The sequence below is a fragment of the Streptomyces sp. GbtcB6 genome (genome assembly GCF_019091475.1).
Classification (GTDB): domain Bacteria; phylum Actinomycetota; class Actinomycetes; order Streptomycetales; family Streptomycetaceae; genus Streptomyces; species Streptomyces hyaluromycini.
Genome location: NZ_JAGXJL010000016.1, coordinates 66,328 through 88,349, shown reverse-complemented (window position 1 = coordinate 88,349; position 22,022 = coordinate 66,328). Strand labels below are relative to the sequence as shown.

Annotated in this window: 19 protein-coding genes and 1 riboswitch; of the genes, 5 read left to right on the top strand and 14 right to left on the bottom strand. The window is 73.1% G+C overall.

Annotated features, from left to right (window positions below; all coding sequences use genetic code 11):
- Window positions 1–220 precede the first annotated feature (220 nt).
- Window positions 221–1,138: a peptidoglycan-binding protein gene (locus KVT45_RS58130; RefSeq protein ID WP_217551587.1), complete on the bottom strand. Its 918-nt coding sequence runs from the start codon at window positions 1,136–1,138 to the stop codon at window positions 221–223.
- Between the two features lie 161 nt (window positions 1,139–1,299).
- On the opposite strand from KVT45_RS58130, the gene KVT45_RS26470 reads away from it, so the two are divergent.
- A complete protein-coding gene (locus KVT45_RS26470; RefSeq protein WP_254647381.1) occupies window positions 1,300–3,336 on the top strand; it encodes an MFS transporter in 2,037 nt (678 codons plus the stop codon).
- Here the strand turns inward: KVT45_RS26470 and KVT45_RS26465 are convergent.
- Entirely contained in the window at window positions 3,329–3,826 is a 498-nt protein-coding gene (locus KVT45_RS26465; protein WP_217551585.1) for a GNAT family N-acetyltransferase, read from the bottom strand. The two genes, KVT45_RS26470 and KVT45_RS26465, sit on opposite strands and share 8 nt — an antisense overlap.
- A 111-nt stretch (window positions 3,827–3,937) precedes the next feature.
- A complete protein-coding gene (locus KVT45_RS26460; RefSeq protein WP_217551584.1) occupies window positions 3,938–4,381 on the bottom strand; it encodes a DUF1992 domain-containing protein in 444 nt (147 codons plus the stop codon).
- Window positions 4,382–4,472: 91 nt separating this feature from the next.
- Between KVT45_RS26460 and KVT45_RS26455 the strand changes: the two genes are divergently transcribed.
- Window positions 4,473–4,862 (top strand): FHA domain-containing protein, encoded by a 390-nt coding sequence (locus KVT45_RS26455; RefSeq protein ID WP_217551582.1) that lies wholly within the window; start codon window positions 4,473–4,475, stop codon window positions 4,860–4,862.
- Window positions 4,863–4,889: 27 nt separating this feature from the next.
- Here the strand turns inward: KVT45_RS26455 and KVT45_RS26450 are convergent, their stop codons facing one another.
- The 3 genes from KVT45_RS26450 to proP form a co-directional block, all read right to left on the bottom strand.
- Window positions 4,890–5,561: an O-methyltransferase gene (locus tag KVT45_RS26450; protein ID WP_217551580.1), complete on the bottom strand. Its 672-nt coding sequence runs from the start codon at window positions 5,559–5,561 to the stop codon at window positions 4,890–4,892.
- Between the two features lie 111 nt (window positions 5,562–5,672).
- The gene (locus tag KVT45_RS26445; protein WP_217551578.1) at window positions 5,673–6,821 is read right to left on the bottom strand and encodes a DUF2330 domain-containing protein; all 1,149 of its coding nucleotides are present in this window, start codon (window positions 6,819–6,821) and stop codon (window positions 5,673–5,675) included.
- A 285-nt stretch (window positions 6,822–7,106) separates the two neighbouring features.
- Window positions 7,107–8,426 (bottom strand): glycine betaine/L-proline transporter ProP, encoded by a 1,320-nt coding sequence (proP, locus tag KVT45_RS26440; protein WP_254647407.1) that lies wholly within the window; start codon window positions 8,424–8,426, stop codon window positions 7,107–7,109.
- 419 nt (window positions 8,427–8,845) lie between these two features.
- Between proP and KVT45_RS26435 the strand changes: the two genes are divergently transcribed.
- Window positions 8,846–10,882: a bifunctional glycosyltransferase 87/phosphatase PAP2 family protein gene (locus KVT45_RS26435; protein WP_217551574.1), complete on the top strand. Its 2,037-nt coding sequence runs from the start codon at window positions 8,846–8,848 to the stop codon at window positions 10,880–10,882.
- A gap of 71 nt (window positions 10,883–10,953) precedes the next feature.
- Here KVT45_RS26435 and KVT45_RS26430 read toward each other — a convergent pair whose 3' ends face one another.
- A complete protein-coding gene (locus tag KVT45_RS26430) occupies window positions 10,954–12,123 on the bottom strand; it encodes a steroid 3-ketoacyl-CoA thiolase (protein ID WP_217551572.1) in 1,170 nt (389 codons plus the stop codon).
- A gap of 272 nt (window positions 12,124–12,395) precedes the next feature.
- On the opposite strand from KVT45_RS26430, the gene KVT45_RS26425 reads away from it, so the two are divergent.
- A complete protein-coding gene (locus KVT45_RS26425; protein WP_217551570.1) occupies window positions 12,396–13,631 on the top strand; it encodes a cytochrome P450 in 1,236 nt (411 codons plus the stop codon).
- A gap of 131 nt (window positions 13,632–13,762) precedes the next feature.
- Here KVT45_RS26425 and KVT45_RS26420 read toward each other — a convergent pair whose 3' ends face one another.
- The 7 genes from KVT45_RS26420 to KVT45_RS26390 form a co-directional block, all read right to left on the bottom strand.
- Window positions 13,763–14,449, bottom strand: a complete 687-nt coding sequence (locus KVT45_RS26420; RefSeq protein WP_217551568.1) for a YoaK family protein — start codon at window positions 14,447–14,449, stop codon at window positions 13,763–13,765.
- 181 nt (window positions 14,450–14,630) lie between these two features.
- Complete coding sequence (locus tag KVT45_RS26415; protein ID WP_217551566.1) at window positions 14,631–15,044, bottom strand: transglycosylase SLT domain-containing protein; 414 nt, start codon at window positions 15,042–15,044, stop codon at window positions 14,631–14,633.
- A 336-nt stretch (window positions 15,045–15,380) separates the two neighbouring features.
- Window positions 15,381–16,235 (bottom strand): ECF transporter S component, encoded by an 855-nt coding sequence (locus KVT45_RS26410; RefSeq protein WP_217551700.1) that lies wholly within the window; start codon window positions 16,233–16,235, stop codon window positions 15,381–15,383.
- A 5-nt stretch (window positions 16,236–16,240) separates the two neighbouring features.
- Window positions 16,241–17,845, bottom strand: a complete 1,605-nt coding sequence (locus KVT45_RS26405; protein WP_217551564.1) for an ABC transporter ATP-binding protein — start codon at window positions 17,843–17,845, stop codon at window positions 16,241–16,243.
- Complete coding sequence (locus KVT45_RS26400) at window positions 17,842–19,029, bottom strand: energy-coupling factor transporter transmembrane protein EcfT (RefSeq protein ID WP_217551562.1); 1,188 nt, start codon at window positions 19,027–19,029, stop codon at window positions 17,842–17,844. The genes KVT45_RS26405 and KVT45_RS26400 overlap by 4 nt, the downstream gene beginning before the upstream one ends.
- 109 nt (window positions 19,030–19,138) lie before the next feature.
- On the bottom strand, window positions 19,139–19,756 hold the full coding sequence (locus tag KVT45_RS26395) for an SCO2322 family protein (RefSeq protein WP_217551560.1): 618 nt from the start codon (window positions 19,754–19,756) through the stop codon (window positions 19,139–19,141).
- The gene (locus KVT45_RS26390) at window positions 19,753–20,961 is read right to left on the bottom strand and encodes a prenyltransferase/squalene oxidase repeat-containing protein (RefSeq protein WP_217551558.1); all 1,209 of its coding nucleotides are present in this window, start codon (window positions 20,959–20,961) and stop codon (window positions 19,753–19,755) included. The genes KVT45_RS26395 and KVT45_RS26390 overlap by 4 nt, the downstream gene beginning before the upstream one ends.
- A 108-nt stretch (window positions 20,962–21,069) precedes the next feature.
- A riboswitch (cobalamin riboswitch) is annotated at window positions 21,070–21,199 on the bottom strand.
- A 54-nt stretch (window positions 21,200–21,253) separates the two neighbouring features.
- Here KVT45_RS26390 and KVT45_RS26385 point away from each other — a divergent pair.
- Window positions 21,254–21,904: a phosphotransferase family protein gene (locus KVT45_RS26385; protein WP_217551556.1), complete on the top strand. Its 651-nt coding sequence runs from the start codon at window positions 21,254–21,256 to the stop codon at window positions 21,902–21,904.
- Window positions 21,905–22,022: the final 118 nt, after the last annotated feature.

The window sequence follows — 22,022 nt, the reverse complement described above, 5'->3', positions numbered from 1 at the left end:
CTGGCCGGGTGCCTCCCCCAGCCTTCGGCCGGGGGGACCCCCAGCGCCCACCCGTGCCGCCCTGCGGCACGCCTGCCCGCAGCTATGCAGGAAACGGCTGGGCAGCGCCCCGTAAGGGGCGCGAGGCTGTATCGATTTGCGGCTATCGCCGCGTGGGCGCGCCCAGCCCCCACTCACCCGCAGCCACACCACCACCGCACCCCCCCTGTCGGCCCGCCCCCTACGGCTCCGTCGTCTCCGACTCCAGTGCCGCCCGGGTAGCCGTTCCGTACACCCCCGCCTCGTCGGTGAGGATCCCCCGCGCCAGCTGGTACGTCCGCACCGCGTCCTCGGTCTTGGTGTCGTAGTGGCCGTCGGCCGTCCCCGTGTAGAGGTTCAGCTGGGTCAGCCGCTGCTGGAGTTCCGTCACCTCCGCCCCGGTGTCGCCGGGGCGGAGGACCGGCGCCGAGGTGGGCCGGGCGGAGGCCGCCGTGCCCGTCGTCGACGCCGACTCGGTCGGCGTGGCCGAGCGGGAGGGGGACGGGGACGGGGCGGCACTGGACGGCGCGGGGGACGGCGAGTGCGACGCGCTCGGGCTCGCGGACCCGGACGGGGAAGAAGAGCGCGCGGATCGCGGCGACGTCACCGGCGCCGCCGCCGAAGGCGACGCCGTGCTCGGGGTCACGTCCGGGACGCTCTCCCGTACGTCCGCCGGTGCCGCCCTGTCCCGCGTCGGCGTCGCGTGGGCGAACAGCCCGCTCGCGAACCCCGCCACGGCGAGGATCCCGATCACCGCCCCGGCGACCGCCAGGAGCAGGGCCCACCGGGGGCGCCGGCGAGGCCCTTCCGGAGCCTCCGGAGCCGCGTCGGCGGGCACCGCCCGCAGCGGCACGGTCACCTCGGCCGTGGCCTTGACCGGCGCGGTCACCGGCAGCGGCGAGGTCTCCGCACCGTCGGCAGCGTCGCCCGGGTCGCCCGCGATGGCGACGTACGGCCGTATCCGCAGCGGGTCGAAGTCCTCCGCGGCCGCCTGTTCGGCCGTGCGTGCGTCGCGCAGGGCGTCGGAGGTGCGCTGGTTGCAGTCGCAGAAGGGCGAGCCGTCCGGCCCCTTCGGTGTCCCGCACTCCGGGCACTGGTGGCCCCCGGTCGTATCCGTCACGGCATTCGTCCCTCCCCTCACGAACTCCACAGATTATGCAGAGCACCCACACGTACGTTCGCCGGAATCTCCCGTCTCACAGGTCCCGAAGCGGACTCGACGGGCCATACCGGGCGACACCGTCCACGATGGAAGATGGCCGAAAGCCCCGGGAGGTCTCCATGGCCCTGGAAACGACGCACACCCCGGCGAAAGACGCGGAGCGCGTACCCGGCAATGTGCTGGTCCCGATCGGCGCGCTGCTGCTCGGGCTGCTGCTGGCCGCGCTGGACCAGACGATCGTGTCGACGGCCCTGCCGACCATCGTCAGCGACCTCGGGGGGCTCGAACACCTGTCGTGGGTGGTCACCGCCTACCTGCTGGCCTCCACCGCCGCCACCCCGCTGTGGGGCAAGCTCGGCGACCAGTACGGGCGCAAGCGGCTCTTCCAGCTCGCGATCGTGATCTTCCTCGTCGGGTCGGCGCTGTGCGGGATGGCCCAGAACATGGGCGAGCTGATCGGCTTCCGCGCCTTGCAGGGGCTGGGCGGCGGCGGGCTCATGGTGCTGTCGATGGCGATCGTGGGGGACATCGTGCCGCCGCGTGACCGCGGGCGCTACCAGGGGCTCTTCGGCGCCGTGTTCGGTACGACCAGTGTGCTCGGGCCGCTGCTCGGCGGGTTGCTCACCGAGCAGCTGAGCTGGCGCTGGGTGTTCTACGTCAACCTGCCCGTCGGCATCGTCGCGCTCGCCGTGATCGCGGCCGCGCTGCACATCCCGCGCCGGAGCGCCCACCATGTCATCGACTACCTCGGCACCTTCCTGATCGCCGCCGTCGCCACCTGCCTGGTGCTGGTGGCCTCGCTGGGCGGGACGACCTGGCGCTGGGGTTCGCCGCAGATCGTCGGGCTCGCGGTGCTCGGGGTCGTCCTCGCCGTCGCGTTCGTGGCCGTCGAGCGGCGGGCCGCCGAACCCGTGCTCCCGCTGAAGCTCTTCGGTGTCCGCACCTTCACCCTCGCCGCCCTGATCAGCTTCATCGTCGGGTTCGCGATGTTCGGCGCGATGACCTATCTGCCGACCTTCCTCCAGGTCGTGCAGGGCATCTCGCCGACCCTGTCGGGCGTGCACATGCTGCCGATGGTGATCGGTCTGCTGCTGTCGTCGACGATCTCCGGGCAGATCGTCAGCCGTACCGGGCGCTGGAAGGTGTTCCCGGTCGCCGGCACCGGCGTGACCACCCTCGGGCTGCTGCTCCTGCACCGGCTCGACGAGCACAGCTCGACAGCCGAGATGAGCGGCTACTTCTTCGTCTTCGGCCTGGGCCTCGGGCTGGTCATGCAGGTGCTGGTGCTGATCGTGCAGAACTCCGTGTCGTACGAGGATCTCGGCGTCGCCACCTCCGGCGCGACCTTCTTCCGCTCGATCGGGGCCTCCTTCGGGGTCGCCATCTTCGGTTCGGTCTTCGCGAGCCGGCTCGCCGACAAGCTGGCCGACGCCTTCCGGGGCGTCCGGCTCCCGCCCGGCGCCACCCCGGACACCCTCAAGGCCGACCCGCGAGGCATCGCCGCACTGCCGCCCGCGCTGCGCCCGGCGGCCCTGCACGCGTACGCGTCCTCGATCACCGACGTGTTCCTCTACGCCGCTCCGGTCGCCCTCCTCGGCTTCGTCCTCGCCTGGTTCCTCAAGGAGGACCGGCTGCGCGGCTCGGTCACCGCGCCGGACGCCTCCGAGACCATCCCGCCCAACCCGGTCCAGCGGTCGTCCTACGACGAGTGCTCCCGGGCGCTGTCCCTGCTCGGCACCCGGGCGGGGCGCCGGGAGATCTACCGGAAGATCAACGAACGGGCCGGGTACCACGACCTGCTGCCGGCGTCCGGCTGGCTGCTGCTGCGGATCCGCAGGTACGGCTCGGTGGAGCCGGGCAGGCTCGCCGAGCGCGGCCCGGTCCCGATGAACGTCGTCCTGGAGGGGGCCCGTCAGCTGGAGGAGCGGCATCTCGCCGACCGCCTGGGCCTCGACCTGACCCTCACCGGCCAGGGCCGCGAGGCCGCCGAACGACTCGCCAGGGCCCGCGAGGAGTCCCTGGCCGAACTCCTCGGCGACTGGTGGACCCCGGACCGGCCGACCGACCTGGACCGCCTGGTGCGCGAGCTGACCGACGAAATGTGCGGCACCGAACGCGAGCAGCCGCAGCACCCGGCGGCACGGCAGGTCAGGTGAGGAGTTCCTTGCGGAACCAGTGCCCGGCGTAGACGTCGTCGTTGTGCGGCCCGGTCTCCGTGTAGCCGAGCCGCGCGTACAGGGCGCGGGCCTCCACCAGGTCGGTGCGGGTGTCCAGGAGGATCCGCACGGCCCCGAGGGCCCGGGCCGCGTCCTCGGCCGCTGTGACGAGGAGGGATGCGCCGCCCCGGCCGCGCAGCCCCTCGTGCACGAAGACCCGGGTGAGTTCGGCGGTGGCCGGGTCCAGGAGCCGTACACCCGCGCTGCCGGCCGGCTCACCGTCGTACCGCGCGATCAGCAACCGCCCGGTGGGCGGGGCCAGTTCGGAGCCCGGCCGGGCGGCGATCTCCCGCTCCAGCTCGGCCGGGTCGGTGCGGCGGCCCTCGTGGAGCAGGTACCAGCGGTCGCTGACCTCCGTGTAGTACGCCCGCCACAGGGCGCGGGCGGCCGGGGAGCCGGGGTCTTCGGGGGCGGTCGTCCAGGAGGTCATGGGCCGTAGTCTCCGGCGGACCGGGGCGGCTCGCGCAACCGGATATCGGCGCGCTCCGGCCGGCCCTGCGCGGCTACCGCGAACCGGCGGGCCGGCTGCTGCACATGTGCGTCACCCGCGTACGTCCGGTTCCGAGTCCGGTTCCGTGCCGGCCGCCGCCCGGCGCTCCCGCCACTCGCGTACGACCTCCTCGACGTCGTACGGCTTCTTGCCCAGCGGGGGCCCGGGCGGCGGCTTGAACATCATGTCGCGGATCTTGACGTTGACCTCCGTGATGATCTTGCGGACGATCCGCTCCGAAGGTGCCGCGTAGGCGGCCGCCAGCGCGTCCTCGGCCTCCTTGCGCAGGGCGAGCGTCGGCGGCAGCATCGCCAGGCCCTCCCGGGCCATCTTCCTTCTGATCCACCACATTTCGTCGTACGACGAGTCCAGGCCGGCGGGCAACGGCTCGCCCAGGCCCGGTAGTTGATCGAACTCGCCGCGCCGCTGCGCGTCCCCGATCTGCTTGTCGACCCAGGACTCGAACGGTACCCCGGGTGGCTTTCGCTCGGTCATGACTCCATTGTGCCGGACGCGGCCCGGCCGGGCGTTTTATCATGCGCCGGAGATCCAACAAGGATTCAGGAACCGCGCAGGGGGAACGCACGTGCTCGAACTCACCATGGCCTCCGTGTCCGGAGAAGCGGGCGAGACGGCCGGAATGCTCATGGCCGACGCGCCCAGCGACCCGGGCGCCGTGCTGCGGGTGGGCCGCGACGCCTCCGTCTGCCGGCTCACCACGCCCGACGACTGGCTGTTCGTCTCCCGGGTGCACCTGGAGTTCCTGTGCGGACCCGAGGGCGGCTGGCAGGTCACCTGGCTGCGCGGCTCCCAGCCCGAACCGTCCTCCGAGGTGCTGCTGAAGGTCGGGGAGTACGCCCAGGCCATCGCGTACGGCGGTACGGTCGCGCTGCCCCGGGGCGGCTCCGGCGAGATCGTCGTCCGGGACCGCACCGCCCCGCGCAGCGTCAACGTGGGCTTCTACCACGAGGGTTGAGCGACGCCTTTCCGGTGAGCCGGGGGGTCAGTCGAGGACCCTCGCCAGCGCGAAGCCGTCGTAGCCCTTGCTGCCGACCGTCTGGATCGCCGTGCCGCTCAGCCTCGGGTGGGCGGCGATCAGCTCGATCGCGGCGCGGGTGCCGACCACGTCCGGCTCGGCACTCTCGGCGTCGACGACCCGGCCGCCGCGCACCACGTTGTCGACGACGATCAGGCTGCCGGTGCGGGTGAGGCGGAGCGCCCACTCCACGTAGTTCGGGTTGTTGGCCTTGTCGGCGTCGATGAAGACCAGGTCGAAGGGGGCCGGGTTCTCGTCGGCGAGATTGGGCAGCGACTCCAGGGCGGGCCCGACCCGCACCTCGACGACCTTCTCCAGGCCCGCGCGGGCGATGTTGCGGACCGCGACCTCGGCGTGCCGGGCGCTGTACTCCAGCGAGATCAGCCTGCCGTCGGCGGGCAGGGCGCGGGCCAGCCAGATGGTGCTGTAGCCGCCGAGGGTGCCGATCTCCAGGATGTTCCGGGCGTCCTGGATCTGTGCGAGGAGCTGGAGCAGTTTGCCCTGGTTGGCGGTGACGTTGGCGTGCGGGAGCTCGTTCGCCTCGCTCTCCCGCAGGGCCGCCTGGAGCGCCTCGTCGTCCGGTGACAGGTGGCTGGTGAAGTAGAAGTCGACGTCGTCCCAGAGCTGAGAGCCGCTCATGCGTCCGCTGCCTTTCGCCTATTCAGATGGCTGTCCGGTGACAGCTACCTGGATAGCACTACTGAGGCGGCGGGCGCGCCGGTGATCCACCGCCCCGGTGCCGGACGGAACTCAGCCGATCGGCGCAGGGGGCGTCGGCGGGGGCGGCGGCTGCACCGGCGGGGGCGGCGGGGACGGGCGGCGGGAGCGTCGTACGGCGGCCAGGGACGTGACCGCGACGAGCAGCAGCAGCGCGCCGCCGACCGTCACCAGCCACGCCGGCATCCCGGCCACCTCGCGCAGCCGGTCCTCGTAGACGACCTGCTGGAACGGGGTGTCCGAGGACGCCCGCCGCAGCACGTGGTCGGCGGAGATCCGGGACGGGTACGGGAACTCCTGGCCGATCGCCGTCAGGTACGGGGTGCCGGCGGCCAGCTCGGCCAGCTCGCCGGTCGGGTGGCCGAGACGGCCGGCGTAGACGACCCGCGGGGGATCGCCGCCGATCGCCGAGCGCGGCTCCATGCGGTGCGCGGCGAGGACGTACAGGCCGAGCGACTGCGGGGTGGCCGCGAGTCTGGACAGCCGCATCGGGTAGACCGGGCTTTCGCTGGCGAAGGCGAGGTGGAGCGGGTCGAGGGCGCCGTGCAGTGCGGTGTCCGCGGTCTCGGGGGCGAGTCTGACCGCGACGTACTCCCAGTGGTCCGCGACGTAGGACTGGAGCGCGGTGTTCAGGCGGGGCGGGAAGGGGAAGCCGTTGCTGCGCAGCCAGCCGCTCAGGGCGCCGGAGTCGGTGGCGGTCAGCTGGGCCACGTCGAACGGGCCGAGCCGCTGGCGGTCGACCACGGCGACGCCGGGGGCGGTGGCGCCGGCGCCGGGCGGGCCGGTGGAGGTGTCGCCGCCGGTGGTGAGGGGCCAGTCGCCGTCCTCGGGCCAGAAGTGGTAGCGGGTGCGGTGTGCCGGGGCGGTGAGGGTGTGCAGCTGGTCGAAGAGGGCCGGGTCGGCGAGGGCGACGGTGGCGCGGTGCGGGACGGGCATGATCCAGGCGGCGGCGTCGGCGTCGCCGTCCACCGTCAGACGCATCACGATCTGCTCGCGGGTGCCGTCCCAGCGCAGTACGGATTCCTCGCGGCCGACGGTGACCTGCTGGGTGGCGCCGGGGACGAGGGCGCCGCAGGCGCAGGCGAAGGCGGGGGCGGCGAGCCAGCCGAGCTGGATGCCGGCGAGGATGAGGAGGACCGCGAGTAAGCGTGTGCGTCGGCGAGGTCTCCGCTGGCCGATCATGAACCGATGCCCTCCGCCCGTGTGTGGATCACCGACTACAGACGGTATAGCGGAGGGCATGGTTCCTGGGCCCGTTCCGGACAGCCACCGTCTGTCTACCGACGGTACGGGCCGACGGGGCGGATCGTTCGAACAGTGCAGGTGGGTGGGGGTTTTGCGCAGTTCCCCGCGCCCCTGAGGGGGATGGCTGCGCTCGGTCCGTCGACTGCGGGCCGGTGGGGGCCGAGCGCGCCCGCGCGGCGGAGCCGCATATGGACACAGCCCCGCGCCCCTTTAGGGGCGCTCCTACCGGGGCGCCTCCACAGAAGGGGCCGAGCCCGGAAGGGGCTGCCCCGCTGTCTCTGCCATGAGCCAGGCCGCGAAGCCGCCGATCACCGCTGCGGCCATCATGTAGTACGCGGGCATCATCAGGTTCCCCGTCGCTCCGATCAGGGCCGTCACCGCCAGCGGGGTCGTGCCGCCGAACAGGGAGACCGAGATGTTGAAGCCGATCGACAGGGAGCCGTAGCGGACCCGGGTCGGGAAGAGGGCCGGGAGGGCGGCCGGCATCGCTGCCGTGAAGCAGACCAGGAGGAGGCCCAGGGCGCCCATGCCGAGGGCGACCGCGAGCAGGCTGCCCTGGCGGATCAGGAGGAGGGCGGGGACGGAGAGGCAGAGGAAGCCCGCGCAGCCCGCCGCGATCACCGGGCGGCGGCCGACACGGTCGGTCAGGGCTCCGGCGAACGGCTGGACGATCATCATCAGCGCCATCACGCCGAGGACGACCAGCAGGCCGTGCGTCTCGTCGTACTTCAGCTCGCTGGTGAGATAGCTGGGCATGTACGACAGCAGCATGTAGTCCGTGACGTTGAAGACCAGGACCAGAGCCATGCAGAGGAGCAGAGCCCGCCACTGGCCCGTGATCATCTCGCGCAGGGGGACCTTCGGGCGGGACTCTTCGGACTTCTCGGCCTCCGCGGCGAACGCCGGGGTCTCCTCCAGGCGCATCCGCAGGTAGAGGCCGATGATGCCCATCGGGCCCGCGATCAGGAACGGGATGCGCCAGCCCCAGGACGTCAGGTCGTCGGCGGAGAGCAGCGCCGTCATCAGGGTCACCAGGCCCGCACCGCCGATGTAGCCCGCCAGCGTGCCGAACTCCAGCCAGCTGCCGAAGAAGCCGCGCTTCTTGTCCGGCGCGTACTCGGCGATGAACGTGGACGCGCCCGCGTACTCGCCGCCGGTGGAGAAGCCCTGCACCAGGCGGGCGGCGAGGAGGAGCAGCGGGGCGCCGACGCCGATCGTGGCGTAGGAGGGGATCAGGCCGATCGCGAAGGTGCCCGCCGCCATCATGATCATGGTGACGGCGAGGACCTTCTGGCGGCCCACGCGGTCGCCGAGCGGGCCGAAGACCATGCCGCCGAGCGGGCGGACCAGGAAGGCCGCGGCGAAGGCGCCGAACGTGGACAGCAGCTGGGCGGTCGGGCTGCCGGACGGGAAGAAGACCTTGCCCAGGGTCACCGCGATGTAGCTGTAGACGCCGAAGTCGAACCACTCCATGGCGTTGCCGAGCGCGGCCGCCTTCACGGCGCGCTTCACCAGCGCGGGGTCGGTGACGGTGGGGGCCAAGGCGGGGGAGGTGGCCGTACGGGTGGACGGGGTGACGGCAGTGGCGGTCGCCAAAACGGGGCTCGCCTACCTTTCGTGGGGGACGGGGGCGCGGCCCGTACGGCGGCGGACGGACCGAAAAGCGACGATAGGAGTACTTGGGGGCGTTACGTCGCGTACGCGCTTACGTGCATAGTGCAGCTAAACGCGGTGTGTGCAGGGACGTCTGCCCGCTCCCGCGGCCGTATGCGGGCCGCGCACTGTGATCCTTGTCGCGCTCCGTGGACGCGACCCCACCCCTCGCGCACTGTCGTCTTCCGGACAAAAGACGGGCGGACGTCAGGTGACGAGGGGGTTGCCTGCGTCTCTCTCCAGAGGTGGTGGGAGCCTCATAGGGTTCTCAGAACGATGCGCGGGACGGGGCGGGAGGCCGGCGAGGCGTGGCGAACGTGGAGCACGGAGGACGACCGGGGGAGGCTTTCGGCGGGGCGGAGGCCGGAGCACGGTTCAGAATGGCCCGGCTCGGCCTGTGGGCGGTGGCCGCGATCCTTGCCGTACGGCAGGTGGCCGCCGTCCTCAGCACCCCGAGCGGGGAACGGCTGACGGACCTGGAGACCTGGGTCGGCCCGGACGGCGTCCTGCACGTCAAGGGCTCCCTGTACGACTCGACGCAGTTCACCGGCACCCCCTTCGGCGGGCTGGTGCTCAAGCCGCTCACCAGAGCCGCCGAGCAGGCCCTCGGCTGGGGCTGGACCTTCGGCACGCTGCTGCTGGTGGTCGCCCTCGGCCTGGTCGCCGCCCGGGCGCTGCCCAAGCCGGTGAGCCGCCGCACCTCGCTGCTGGCCGCGCCGGTCGCGATCAGCCTCCTGATGCTCTCGCTGCCGGTCCGCAACACCCTCTGGCTCGGCCAGACCAGCATCATCCCGGTCCTGCTCGTCCTGCTCGGCTGCTTCGCCGGGCGCGGGCAGCGGGACAGCGGGCTGTGCGTCGGGCTGGCCGCCGCCCTCCAGCCGGCCCTGCTGCTGTTCGCGCCGCTGCTGTGGTTCACCGGCCGCCGCCGGGCCGCCCTCACCACCGGCGTGACCTTCGCCGCCTGCACGGTGCTGGCCTGGGCGGCGATGCCGCACGACTCGTACACCTACTGGGTCCACCACATGGCCGGCGTGGGCCTCGGCGGCGAGGCCGACGCGCTCGCCAACCAGTCGCTGCACGGTGCCCTGCTGCGGTTCGGGCTGAGCGGCCCGCTGGAGATCGTCCTGTTCCTGGCGCTCGCCGCGGGCGTGGCCACCCTCGCGCTGCGCCGGGCGGTGCGCTACGCCCGGGACGGGCAACTGCTGCTGGCGGTCGCCATCACCGGCTGTGCGGTGGTGGCGGTGTCGCCGGCCGCCTGGCAGCACCAGCTGCTGTGGGTGCTGCTCGCGGTGGTCGGCCGGGCCGGGCGGCGCGCGGCGGACCGGTCGGTGTGGCCGGTGGTGGTCGTCCTCGTGATGACGCTGCCCGCCAAGTCGATGCTGCCGAACCAGTCGCTCTTCGTGCCCGTGCGCGACAACACGATCCTGCTCGCCGCCCTGGCCGCGGCCACGGTCGTCCCCTTCCTGTCCCGCACCGCCCCGGAGTTCCTCCGCCCGATCCCGACGGACTACGCGGAACCGGTACCGGCCCGCTTCCGGCAGGTCCCGCTGGCCGCGTCCCTGCGCCGGGTGCTGACCCGCCCCAACCTCTTCCTCGAACTGGTCGCGATGCGGCTGGTCTACTTCGTCTACCAGCAGATCAGGCTCGCCGCCGCCGGGGACGGGAACGGCACCTCCGGGCGGGCCCGCGCCGAGCGCCACGGGTACCGGATCCACGACATCGAGCGGTTCCTGCACATCGACATCGAGCACTGGGCCAACCACACCGTGTACGGCATCGGCTGGCTGCGGAGCTTCCTCGACTTCTACTACGAGTCCTTCCACTTCGTCGTCCCGCTGACCGTCCTCGCCGTCCTCTACGTCCGCCGCCCCGTCGACTACCGCTGGGCCCGCACCGCCCTCGGCTTCGCCACCGCGTTCGCCCTGATCGGCTTCTGGCTCTACCCGCTGGCCCCGCCCCGCCTGATGCCGGGCCTCGGCATCGTCGACACCGTGCACGGCCCGCAGGACTTCGCCAAGCCGGACTACGGCACGCTCACCGAGCTGACCAACCAGTACGCGGCGATGCCCTCGCTGCACTTCGGCTGGGCGCTGTGGTGCGGGATCGTCATCGCCGTCGTCGCCCCGAAGTGGTGGCTGAAGGTCCTCGGCCTGATCCACCCCCTCTTCACGGTCTCGGCGATCATCGGCACCGGCAACCACTGGGTCCTGGACGCGGTGGGCGGTGCGGCGGTGGTCGGTGCGGGCTTCGGCGTCGGCTATCTGCTGCAGGGGCCGCGGGCCCTGCGGGTGGCGGGGGCCGACAAGGAAGACCGGGAGCCGGTGATGGCGTCGGCTCCCGGGTGACGCCTGTCGTTCGAGTTCGGCCGCGGCGCCGTTGTGGCTGGTCGCGCAGTTCCCCGCGCCCCTTTGGGGCGCTACAGCCGCTGGATGATCGTTCCGGTTGCCAGGGCGCCGCCCGCGCACATGGTGATGAGGGCGAACTCCTTGTCCGTGCGTTCCAGTTCGTGCAGGGCGGTGGTGATCAGGCGGGCGCCGGTGGCCCCCACCGGATGGCCGAGGGCGATCGCGCCGCCGTTGACGTTGACCTTGTCCAGGTTCTGCTCGAAGACCTGGGCCCAGCTGAGCACCACGGACGCGAACGCCTCGTTGATCTCGACGAGGTCGATGTCCTTCAGGGTCATGCCGGCCTTGCCCAGCACGGCGCGGGTCGCGTCGATCGGGCCGTCGAGGTGGAAGTGCGGGTCGGCGCCGACCAGGGCCTGGGCGACGATCCGGGCCCGCGGGCGGAGCTTCAGGGCACGGGCCATGCGCTTGGACGCCCACATGATGGCGGCCGCGCCGTCGGAGATCTGGGACGAGTTGCCGGCCGTGTGGACCGCCGTCGGCATCACCGGCTTCAGGCCCGCCAGCGCCTCGGCCGACGTGTCCCGCAGCCCCTCGTCCCTGTCGACCAGGCGCCACATGCCCTGCCCCGCGTGCTGTTCCTCCTCCGTCGTCGGTACCTGGACGGCGAAGGTCTCGCGCTTGAAGCGCTCCTCGGCCCAGGCGTGCGCCGCCCGCTCCTGCGAGAGCAGCCCGAGCGCGTCGACGTTCTCACGGGTCAGGCCCCGGTTGCGGGCGATGCGCTCGGCGGCCTCGAACTGGTTGGGCAGGTCGACGTTCCACTCGTCGGGGAAGGGCTTGCCCGGACCGTGCTTGGAGCCCGAGCCCAGCGGCACCCGGGACATCGCCTCGACCCCGCAGCTGATCCCGACGTCGATGACCCCGGCGGCGATCATGTTGGCGGTCATGTGCGAGGCCTGCTGCGAGGAGCCGCACTGGCAGTCGACGGTGGTGGCCGCGGTCTCGTACGGCAGCCCCATGGTCAGCCAGGCGGTGCGTGCGGGGTTCATGGACTGCTCGCCGGCGTGGGTCACCGTGCCGCCGACGATCTGCTCGACCGCGTCGGCGGGGATGCCGGTGCGGCCGAGGAGTTCACGGTAGGTCTCGCCCAGGAGGTAGGCGGGATGCAGGTTGGCGAGCGCGCCACCGCGCTTGCCGATGGGGGTGCGTACGGCTTCGACGATCACGGGTTCCGCGGCCATGGGGGCTCGGTCCTCTCCTCGGTCACCCGCGCGGCGCAGGGGCGTCCCGGCCCGGCCCGCCACGCAGAACTAGAACGCGTACTAGTTCTGCGTGCAGTTTGCTGACAGTCCGTCCACAACCGCAAGGGGGGTGCATGCAATTGGGGGGACCGTGCCCCTTGCGACTTGTAGAACCCGTTATTACCTTCACGGCAACCGGCCATTTCTGATGGTCCGTCAGAACATGTCAGAAACACATGTCCAGGCTCGTACACGGTGGGAGTGAGTCGCTCATGCCCTGTCCCGCGCTGCCCGACGGGTTCGACCTCACCGACCCCGACCTGCTCCATCACCGGGTGCCGCTCCCGGAGTTCGCCCAACTGCGCCAGGCGGAACCGGTCCGCTGGATCGAACAGCCGCACGGCATCGCGGGCTTCCAGGACGACGGCTACTGGGCCGTCACCCGGCACGCGGACGTCAAGTACGTCTCCACGCACCCCGAGATCTTCTCGTCCTGGGTCAACACCGCGATCATCCGCTTCGGCGAGCACATGCAGCGGGACGCGATCGACGCCCAGCGGCTGATCCTGCTGAACATGGACCCGCCCGAGCACACCCGGGTCCGCCAGATCATCCAGCGCGGCTTCACCCCGCGCTCGATCCGGGCCCTGGAGGAGCGGCTGCGCGCCCGCGCCGGGTCGATCGTCGACGCGGCCCGCGCCCACTCCGGCCCCTTCGACTTCGTCACCGAGGTCGCCTGCGAGCTCCCCCTCCAGGCGATCGCGGAACTGATCGGCATCCCGCAGGACGACCGGGCCAAGATCTTCGACTGGTCCAACAAGATGATCTCGTACGACGACCCGGAGTACGCGATCACCGAGGAGGTGGGCGCCGAGTCCGCCACCGAGCTGATCGCCTACGCGATGAACATGGCGGCCGACCGCAAGCAGTGCCCGGCCAAGGACATCGTCTCCACCCTGGTCGCCGCCGAGGACGAGGGCAACCTCAACTCCGACGAGTTCGGCTTCTTCGTGCTGATGCTCGCGGTGGCCGGCAACGAGACCACCCGCAACGCGATCACCCACGGCATGCACGCGTTCCTGACCCACCCCGACGCCTGGGACCTCTACAAGCGGGAGCGCCCGTCGACCGCGGCCGAGGAGATCGTCCGCTGGGCCACCCCGGTCAACTCCTTCCAGCGCACCGCCACCCAGGACACCGAACTGGGCGGCAGGCTGATCCGCAAGGGCGACCGGGTCGGCGTCTTCTATGCCTCCGCCAACCACGACCCCGAGGTCTTCGCCGACCCCGACGAGTTCGACATCACCCGCGACCCCAACCCCCACCTCGGCTTCGGGGGCGGCGGCCCCCACTACTGCCTCGGCAAGTCCCTGGCCGTCCTCGAGATCGACCTGATCTTCAACGCGATCGCCGACGCGATGCCGGGCCTCCGGCTGGTCAGCGACCCGGACCGGCTCCGCTCGGCGTGGATCAACGGTGTGAAACACCTTCAGGTCACCACGTCGTAACCCCTCCGGGCGACTACGTCGTAACCCCCTCCGGACGCGGGCCGACGGCTCCCGGCGCCGCCGGCCCGTCCCGAGGGAGGCAGGAGCACCCCCTCCCTACGCCCCGTTCCTGCCTCCCCCGAGACGCGATGTCACTCCCTGCCCGAGGCGATCAGCGCCAGCACCCCGGACATGGCCGCCGCGACCATCAGCGGCACCCCCGGGCTGTGGTCGCGGATCAGCCAGGCGCCCAGGACCGCGCCGGCGAACAGTGCGGCGATCGCGGCCGCCCTGCGCGGGGAGCGGCGGCTGGTGCCGTCGCCGAGGCGGGACTCGGAGACGAGTCCGGTCAGGGTGGTGGTGAGGACCGTGGTCGCCGTGAGGTCGGGCACGCCCAGCTTGCGGACGTTCGCGTTGCGCAGCCCCATCGCGAAGGCGGTCAGCGCGATCAGGACGTACCTGGTCGCCGGCGTGCCGGACGCGGTGAAGGCCACCGCGGCCGCCCCGGCCAGCAGCACCGCCTCCGCGGCCAGGGTCGCCCGCATCCACCGGCGGCGGGAGCCGGCGGCGAACCGGGCCGCGACCCGGCCGCCCACCGCAGCGCCCAGCATGAAGGCGGCCAGGGAGGCCGCCGAGTGGGGGACGGAGAAGCCGGGCGTCCCGGCGGCCGCGAAGCCGAGGATCACCACGTTGCCGGTCATGTTGGCGGTGAAGACATGGCCCAGGCCGAGATAGCCGACGGCGTCGATCAGGCCGCTCACCAGCATCAGCGCCAGCAGAACGGCCACCAGCCGCACACCGCGGGTCTCGGGGTCGCGGGGCGGGGTGGCCGTCGTCATCGTTCCTCCGGCGGATGGGCTGGCTCCGGGCCCAGTGCACCACGTCCGGACCTACGTCGGCACCCTCGCCCAGGAGGAGGGAGGCGAGGGTGCCGGGGTTCAGGGGCGCGCGGCGCCGGGGATCAGCGGCGGGTGCGTGGCTCGGCCGCGATCGACCGCGGGTGCGCGCGGGTCGGCCGGCTCAGTACCAGCCGTTGGCCTGCCAGAAGCTCCAGGCGGCGGTCGGGCTGCCGTAGCGGGAGTTCATGTAGTCCAGACCCCACTTGATCTGGGTGGCCGGGTTGGTCTTCCAGTCGGAGCCGGCAGACGCCATCTTCGAGCCGGGCAGGGCCTGGACCAGGCCGTAGGCGCCGGAGGACGAGTTGGTGGCGGAGGGGTTCCAGCCGCTCTCGTGCGACACGATCTTGCTGAACGCGTTGAACTGTGCGGCGTCCGGAATCATCTTGTGCGCGATCGCCTGGGCGGAGGAGGCCGACGTGGTGGCGGCCTGGGCGGGCGCCGCGGTCAGGGCCATGCCGGCGGCGGCAGCGGCCACGGCGGCGGTGGTGAGGGCCTTCTTCGGGGAAGCGATGCGGCGGATGAAGGACACGGACACGGAGAACCTCGTTCGTCGGGGACAGGGAGTCGCCGTGCTCCGGAACCACCCGTGAGGGCCGTCCGTATGCGTCGGCGCCGCGGCCCGCTGTGGGCTCGTGGCGCCTGGCGACGTCGTCCAGACAAGCAGGCCGGAAAGCCGTCCGCAATCACCCCTTTTACTAGTGGTGGTCGCATAGGCGGCGGTGGTCCGTTGTGTGGCGTGGCTCTCAAACCGCAGGTCGGCGGGGGTTGCGAAACGGACATAACGGATAAGTCTGACTACTGTTCCGGATCGTAGGTGACGTGCGTCATGTGGGGTGCTTCACCGGTCCCGTCACCGGACGCGTACGAGATCTCACGCCCCGGGGCCGTCGAATGTGACCGCGGTCTCGAAGGCGGCCCGCCGGGTGGCCCGGCGCAGCGCCCGCAGCAACGCCGGACCGAGGACCAGGGTGAGGACGACCGTGCACAGGGCCCGCCCCAGGTTCCATCCCATGGCGGTGGCCAGGCTGTAGGCGAGGAAACGGGCCAGGTTGGCGGCGGGCCCGGCATGCGGGTCGAAGGCCAGGTTCGAGGCGTTGCCGGCCAGCAGCGGCCAGCCGGCCAGGTCGACGACCGTGCCGTAGGCGAACGCGGCCAGGAAGCCGTAACCCGCCAGCAGCGCCAGCTCGCCGCGGCCGCGCAGCCGCCCGGCACCCGGCAGCAGACCGGCCCCCATCGTGAACCAGCCCATCGCCAGCATCTGGAACGGCAGCCACGGCCCCACCCCGCCGGTGAGCAGCGCCGACGCGAACATGGTGAGCGAGCCCAGGGTGAACCCGAAGCCCGGCCCGAGCACCCGTCCGCTCAGCACCATCAGGAAGAACATCGGCTCGATCCCGGCGGTGCCGGCGCCGACCGGCCGCAGCGCCGCCCCCGTCGCGGCCAGCACGCCCAGCATGGCGACCGCCTTCGGACCGAGCCCCGACTCGGCGATCGTCGCCGCCAGCACGGCGACCAGCAGCACCAGCAGGCCCGCGAAGAGCCAGGGCGCGTCCTGGGCGTGCGAGGCGATCCGGGAGGAGGGCGGCGCGAGGAAGGGCCAGCCGACGGCGACCACCCCGACGACACTGACCAGGAGCAGGGCCGCGAGGGAGCGGGGGCCGAGCCGCACGGGGTTGTCCGCTCGGGACCGTGCCCGGGGACCGGACCTCGCCCGGGGAGGGGGCATGCCGGTCATGCCAGCGCCTCCTGGACCTGGGCCACGGTGAGCCACCGCTGCGGCGCGAGGATCTTCGTCACCTGCGGGGCGAAGGACGGCGAGGAGACGACGATGTCGTCGGTCGGCCCGTCCGCGATGACCTCCCCCTCCGCGAGCAGCACCACCCGGTGCGCGAGCTCCGCGGCCAGCTCCACGTCGTGCGTGGCCAGCACGATCGCGTGCCCGTCGGCGGCGAGCCCGCGCAACACGCCCACCAGCCGGGCCTTCGCCGCGTAGTCCAGGCCCCGGGTCGGCTCGTCGAGCAGGAGCAGCGGCGGCCGGGCGGTGAGGACGACGGCGAGCGCGAGGGCGAGCCGCTGCCCCTCGGAGAGATCACGGGGGTGCGTGTCGTCCGCGACCCCGGGAAGCAGTCCGGACACGAGCCCGCGGCAGGTCCCGGGCACCGCCCCCGCGTCCCGGTCGGCGGCCGCGCACTCGGCGCCGACCGTGTCGGCGTACAGCAGGTCCCGGGGTTCCTGCGGGACCAGTCCGACGAGGCGTACTAGATCGCGCGGGCGCGTGCGGTGCGGGACCGCGCCGCCGACCCGCACCGCGCCGGAGTCCGGCTCGACGAGCCCGACCAGGGCGCCCAGCAGCGTGGACTTCCCGGCGCCGTTGCGCCCCATGAGGGCGACGGTCTCCCCGGGGGCGACGGTGAGATCGACGCCGCACAGCGCGTCGACCCGGCCCCGGCGGACGGCGAGGGAGCGGACCTCGGCGAGCGGAACCGCGGGGCCGGCCGCGGGCCGCTGCTCCGGGGCCCGCCCGGCCAGGCGCTCCCGCAGCCCGGCCGCCCGCCGCCGGGCGTCCCGTACGGTCATCGGCAGCGGCGACCACCCGGCCAGCCGCCCGAGCTCCACCACCGGCGGACACACCGGCGACACGGCCATCACCTCGGCGGGCGTCCCGCACACCGGCGCGGCCCCGTCCCCCGGCAGCAGCACGACCTGGTCGGCGTACTGCACGACCCGCTCCAGCCGGTGCTCGGCCAGCAGAACCGTCGTCCCCAGGTCGTGCACCAGCCGCTGGAGCACGGCCAGCACCTCCTCGGCGGCGGCCGGGTCGAGCGCGGAGGTCGGCTCGTCGAGCACCAGGACCGCGGGATGCGGGGTGAGCACCGACCCGATCGCGACCCGCTGCCGCTGCCCGCCCGAGAGCGTGGCGATCGCCCGGTCCCGCAGCTCGGCGAGCCCCAGCAGATCCAGGGTCTCCTCCACCCGCCGCCGCATCACGGCCGGGGCGATCCCCAACGACTCCATCCCGTAGGCGAGTTCGTCCTCCACCGTGTCGGTCACGAAATGGGCGAGCGGATCCTGGCCCACCGTGCCGACGACGTCGGCGAGTTCGCGCGGCCGGTGGGTACGGGTGTCCCGGCCGGCGACCGTCACCCGGCCGCGCAGGGTGCCGCCGGTGAAGTGCGGCACGAGCCCGCTCACGGAGTTCAGAACCGTCGACTTCCCGGTGCCGGACGGGCCGACCAGGAGGACGAGTTCACCCTCGGGCACCTCGAAGTCGACGCCTCGGACGGCGGGTCGGGCAGCGCCCTCGTACGTCACGGAGACGTCTTCGAAGCGGATCACGACGGCTCCTCCTCGGGATCCTCGGGATCCTTGGGAACGATCAGGGCGGGCAGCAGGCCGAGCAGCACGGCGGCCGCTGGCCAGAGCGGAAGCGTGGGGGCGACCAGCGGTACGACCCCGGGGTGCAGGGCGTCCGGATCACGGACGGACGCCAGGGTGAGCAGGGCGGCGACGGCGGCGCCCGCCCCGGACACCAGCCAGGCCCGCGCGTCCCACGGGTCCGGCCGGTACCGGGTGCGCGGCGAACGCCGGCCGCCGAGCCGCAGCCCCGCCAGCGCGGCGACCACCCCGGCGAGCAGTACGGGCAGCCCGTAGCCGCCGCCCTCGGTGGTCAGCAGCCCGTACAGCCCCGCGCAGATGCCGAGCAGACCGCCGAGGGTGAGCGCGGCCGTCGTACGGCGGACCCGGTCCGGGACGTCGGCGCTGCGGCCGTACCCGCGCGCGTCCATCGCGGCGGCGAGGGCGACCGAACGCTCCAACGCGCCCTCCAGGACCGGGAGTCCGACCTGGAGCAGGCCGCGGATGCCGGAGTCGGGGCGGCCGCGCAGCCGCCGGGCGGCCCGCAGCCGCTGTACGTCGGCGACCAGGTGCGGCGCGAAGGTGAGGGCGACGACCGCGGCCACGCCCAGCTCGTACAGGGCGCCGGGCAGGGACTTGAGCAGCCGGGCCGGGCCGGCGAGCGCGTTCGCGGCGCCGACGCAGACGAGGAGGGTGGCGATCCTGAGGCCGTCGTACAGGGCGAAGACGAGTGCCTCGGCGGTGACCCGGCCACCGAGCCGGATGCCCTGGGCCCAGTGGGGGAGGGGCACTTCGGGGAGGGTGACGAGGGTGTGCGCGCCGGGGACGGGGGAGCCGAGCACGACGGTGAAGGCGAGGCGGACGAGGAGAACGGCGAGGGCGAGCCTGGCGAAGGCGGCGTAGGAACGGGACCAGGGGGCGGACCGGGTCCGGCAGACGGCCACGACGTAGGCGGTGACCGTGACGAGGAGGGCGAGGAGGAGCGGGTTGGTGGTACGGGACGCGGCGACACCGAGGGAGAGGGACCAGAGCCACCAGGCGCCGGGGTGTACGGGGGAGCGGCGCTGCTGCCGGGGGACGGGGGGTTTCGCTCGCCCGCGCTTGCGGGGTGCCGCTGCGCCCACCCTCCCCCACGCTCGGCTTCGCTCGCGCGGGGGGACCCCCATCGCCCCAGCGGCACGACTGCCCGCAGCCATGAAGCTGACGCGACTGCGGCGCCCCTTCAGGGGCGCGGGGAACTGCGCGACCAGCCCCCACCGGCCCGCACTGTGGCGCTCACGCATTCTTCCGCCGCCGTGCCTGCCAGAGGGCACCCGCAGCCACCACCACGACCACCCCCACGCCGGCCGCCAGGCCAAGCGACGGCCCGCTGTCCGACGTACCCCCCGCGGCCACCTTCTCCCCGCACCCCCGCGACGGATACCCCCCGATCGCGCACAACAACGCGTTCGTGTCGTACCGCAGCGGCTTCGCCACTGCCGCCAGCGCCTCCGCCGCCGTCGCGTCCGCGGACACCACCGCGCAGGCCGTCCGTCGCGCAGGCGGCCGCTCTCCCGAGGGCGCGTCCGCCGCCGTACCGAAGTCGACGACCAGCCCCACCCGCTTCCGGCCCCCGACGGCGGGCGTACCGGCGCAGATCGTCCCGAAGTCCGCCGTGCCGCGCGGCCGCGACGCGTCCGCCGAGTCCTCGCTCAGCGCGAAGCGGAACCCCTCGACCGAACCGTCGGCGGGCCGCGCGGTGGCGGGGCCCTGCGTGGCGTACGTCCAGCGCGCGCCGTCCCGCTCCCAGAAGGACCAGTAGCGGTAACCGGTGGCCGCCGCCGGCCCGGCGGCCGCCGCGCACAGCGTCAGCGCGGCCAGGAGCAGCAGCGCCGCACGGCGGACCGCGGTCACAGCTGCTGCTGCTTCCGGCGGCCGCTGAGCAGGAAGCCGATGCCGATACCGGCGACGAGGCCGGTGCCGACGATCCACCACACGCTGCTGCCGGACTTCTTCTCCTCGGTGTGCTTCGCGGCTGCGGTCCGCGGGGCCGGGCCCGTCGCGTTCAGCGCCGTCACCAGGTTCGTGCCGCCGAAGTCACGCGGGTCCGCGCCCATCGCGTGCGCGGCGAGGATCAGCTCGGCGTAGGCCGCCGGCCCGCTCTGCTCCGCCCACGGCACGGCGTGCGCCTCCAGCCAGGCGTACGGCTTCTTCGCCGGCTTCGTCCAGCCCTGCGCGGCCATGGCGACGACCGCGTCGGCGGTGTTGCCGTAGTCCGGCTGGGGCTTGGCACCGGGCAGCGTGGAGACGAGGTGGCCGGTCGCGGACGTGGCGTCCCCCAGGTACGCGGCGCCGTTGCGGGCCACCTCCTCCCGGGTGAGGGCCTGGTCGGAGTCGGCGCAGGCGTAGCCCTTTGCCGGGGCCTTCCCGGCCGTCGTCACGAACCCCCTGCCGAGGGCCCCGAGCACCCCGGCCGCGGTCGCGTCCGCGTTGGCGGCCAGCTTCCCCTGCTTGTCCGGCTGGTAGGCGAGGGCGCCGCCACCGTCCTCGGCGCAGGGGATGGACCACTTGGCGAGGAGGTCGTACGGCGACCTGTCCGCGCTCTCGCCGGCCGCCGCGAGCGCGCCGATGACCACACCGGTGGAGTTGGTGTCGCTGGCCGAGCCCGGGGTGTAGCCCCAGCCGCCGTCCTTGTTCTGCTGCGACTTCAGCCAGGTCACGGCCTTGTCCGCGGCGGCGTCGTGCCCGCCGGCCGCCTTCAGCGCCTGTACGGCGGCCGCCGTGCTGTTCGTGTCGACCGCCACCTTGGCGTCGCAGGCCGCCGCCGGGTCGGCGCGGAACGCGGCGAACGAGCCGTTCGCGCACTGCTGCCCGGCCAGCCAGTCCACCGCCTTCGCGGCCGGGGTCAGCCCCACCGCGCGCTGGGCCAGCAGGGCGAGGGACTGGCGCCAGACGCCGTCGAACTTGGGGTCCGAACTGCCGTACAGCCCCGACGGGAGGACCGCCGACGCGGACGGCGACGGGGACGTGCCGGCGGCGAGTGCGGTCGTCGCGGGCGTGGCGGTACCGATGACGGCGGTGGCGGCCAGCACCCCGGCGGTGCGGCGGAGGACGGTCATGGTCGGCGGGTGCCTCTCCCTGCGGGGAGCCGGGCAGCACGGGACACCCCGGCGGCTCGGCTCCGTAAACCTCGACGGTGCCGTGCGACGGCGGGCGCCGGCGCACATGAGCCGATCAACGTCCCGGGCGCGGCGGTCCGGCTTGCCACCAGGTGTGGCTCACGGTTGCGGGTCAGCGCCGGAATTGCACCGGCTTCCCCCCGTACGGGTGATGACGACCCGGCTACCTTACCGGCCGCCCGGGGGAAGCTGAGAGGGGGCTGTGCGGGGACCGACTCGTTATGGTCACGCCATGACGGGGAGACTGCTCGGCTCGGGGCGTTCGGCCGATGTGTACGAGATCGACGAGGCGTGGGTGCTGCGCCGGGACCGGGACGGCCGGGGGGACGCGGCCGCCGAGGGCGCGGTGATGGCGTACGTACGGGAGCACGGGTACCCGGCGCCCCGGGTGCGGCCCTCCGGGTCCCGTACCGAACTGGTCATGGAGCGGCTGTCCGGGCCGACCATGCTGGCGGCGCTGCTGGCGGGGGAGACGGACGCGGAGGAGGGCGGTGCGCTGCTCGCCTCGCTGCTGCGGCGGCTGCACGCCGTGCCCGGCCGGGACCCTGCCGACCCCGGCACCCGGGTCCTCCACCTGGACCTGCATCCGGACAACGTGATTCTGACTCCCGACGGCCCGCGGGTCATCGACTGGACCAACGCCGAGGACGGGCCGCCCGGGCTCGACTGGGGCATGTCCGCGGTGATCCTCGCTCAAGTGGCGCTGGGTGCTTACCCGTTGGCGCACAAGCTGCTGGCGGCCCTGCTCGCCGACCCGGCCGAACTGTCCGAGGAGGGGCTGGCGGAGGCTCTGCGGCGGCGGGCGGTCAATCCGACGATGAGCCGGGAGGAAGTCGAAGTGCTGGGTGAGGCAGGCGAGTTGATACGGACGATCGCGTTCTAGGGCGGCTCGTACGGACCTCGTCCACTGCGATTCGGTAGCGCCCTGAAGGGGCGCGGGGCCGTATCCGATATGCGGCTGCCGCCGCGTGGGCGCGACCAGCCACGACGGCGCCGCAGTC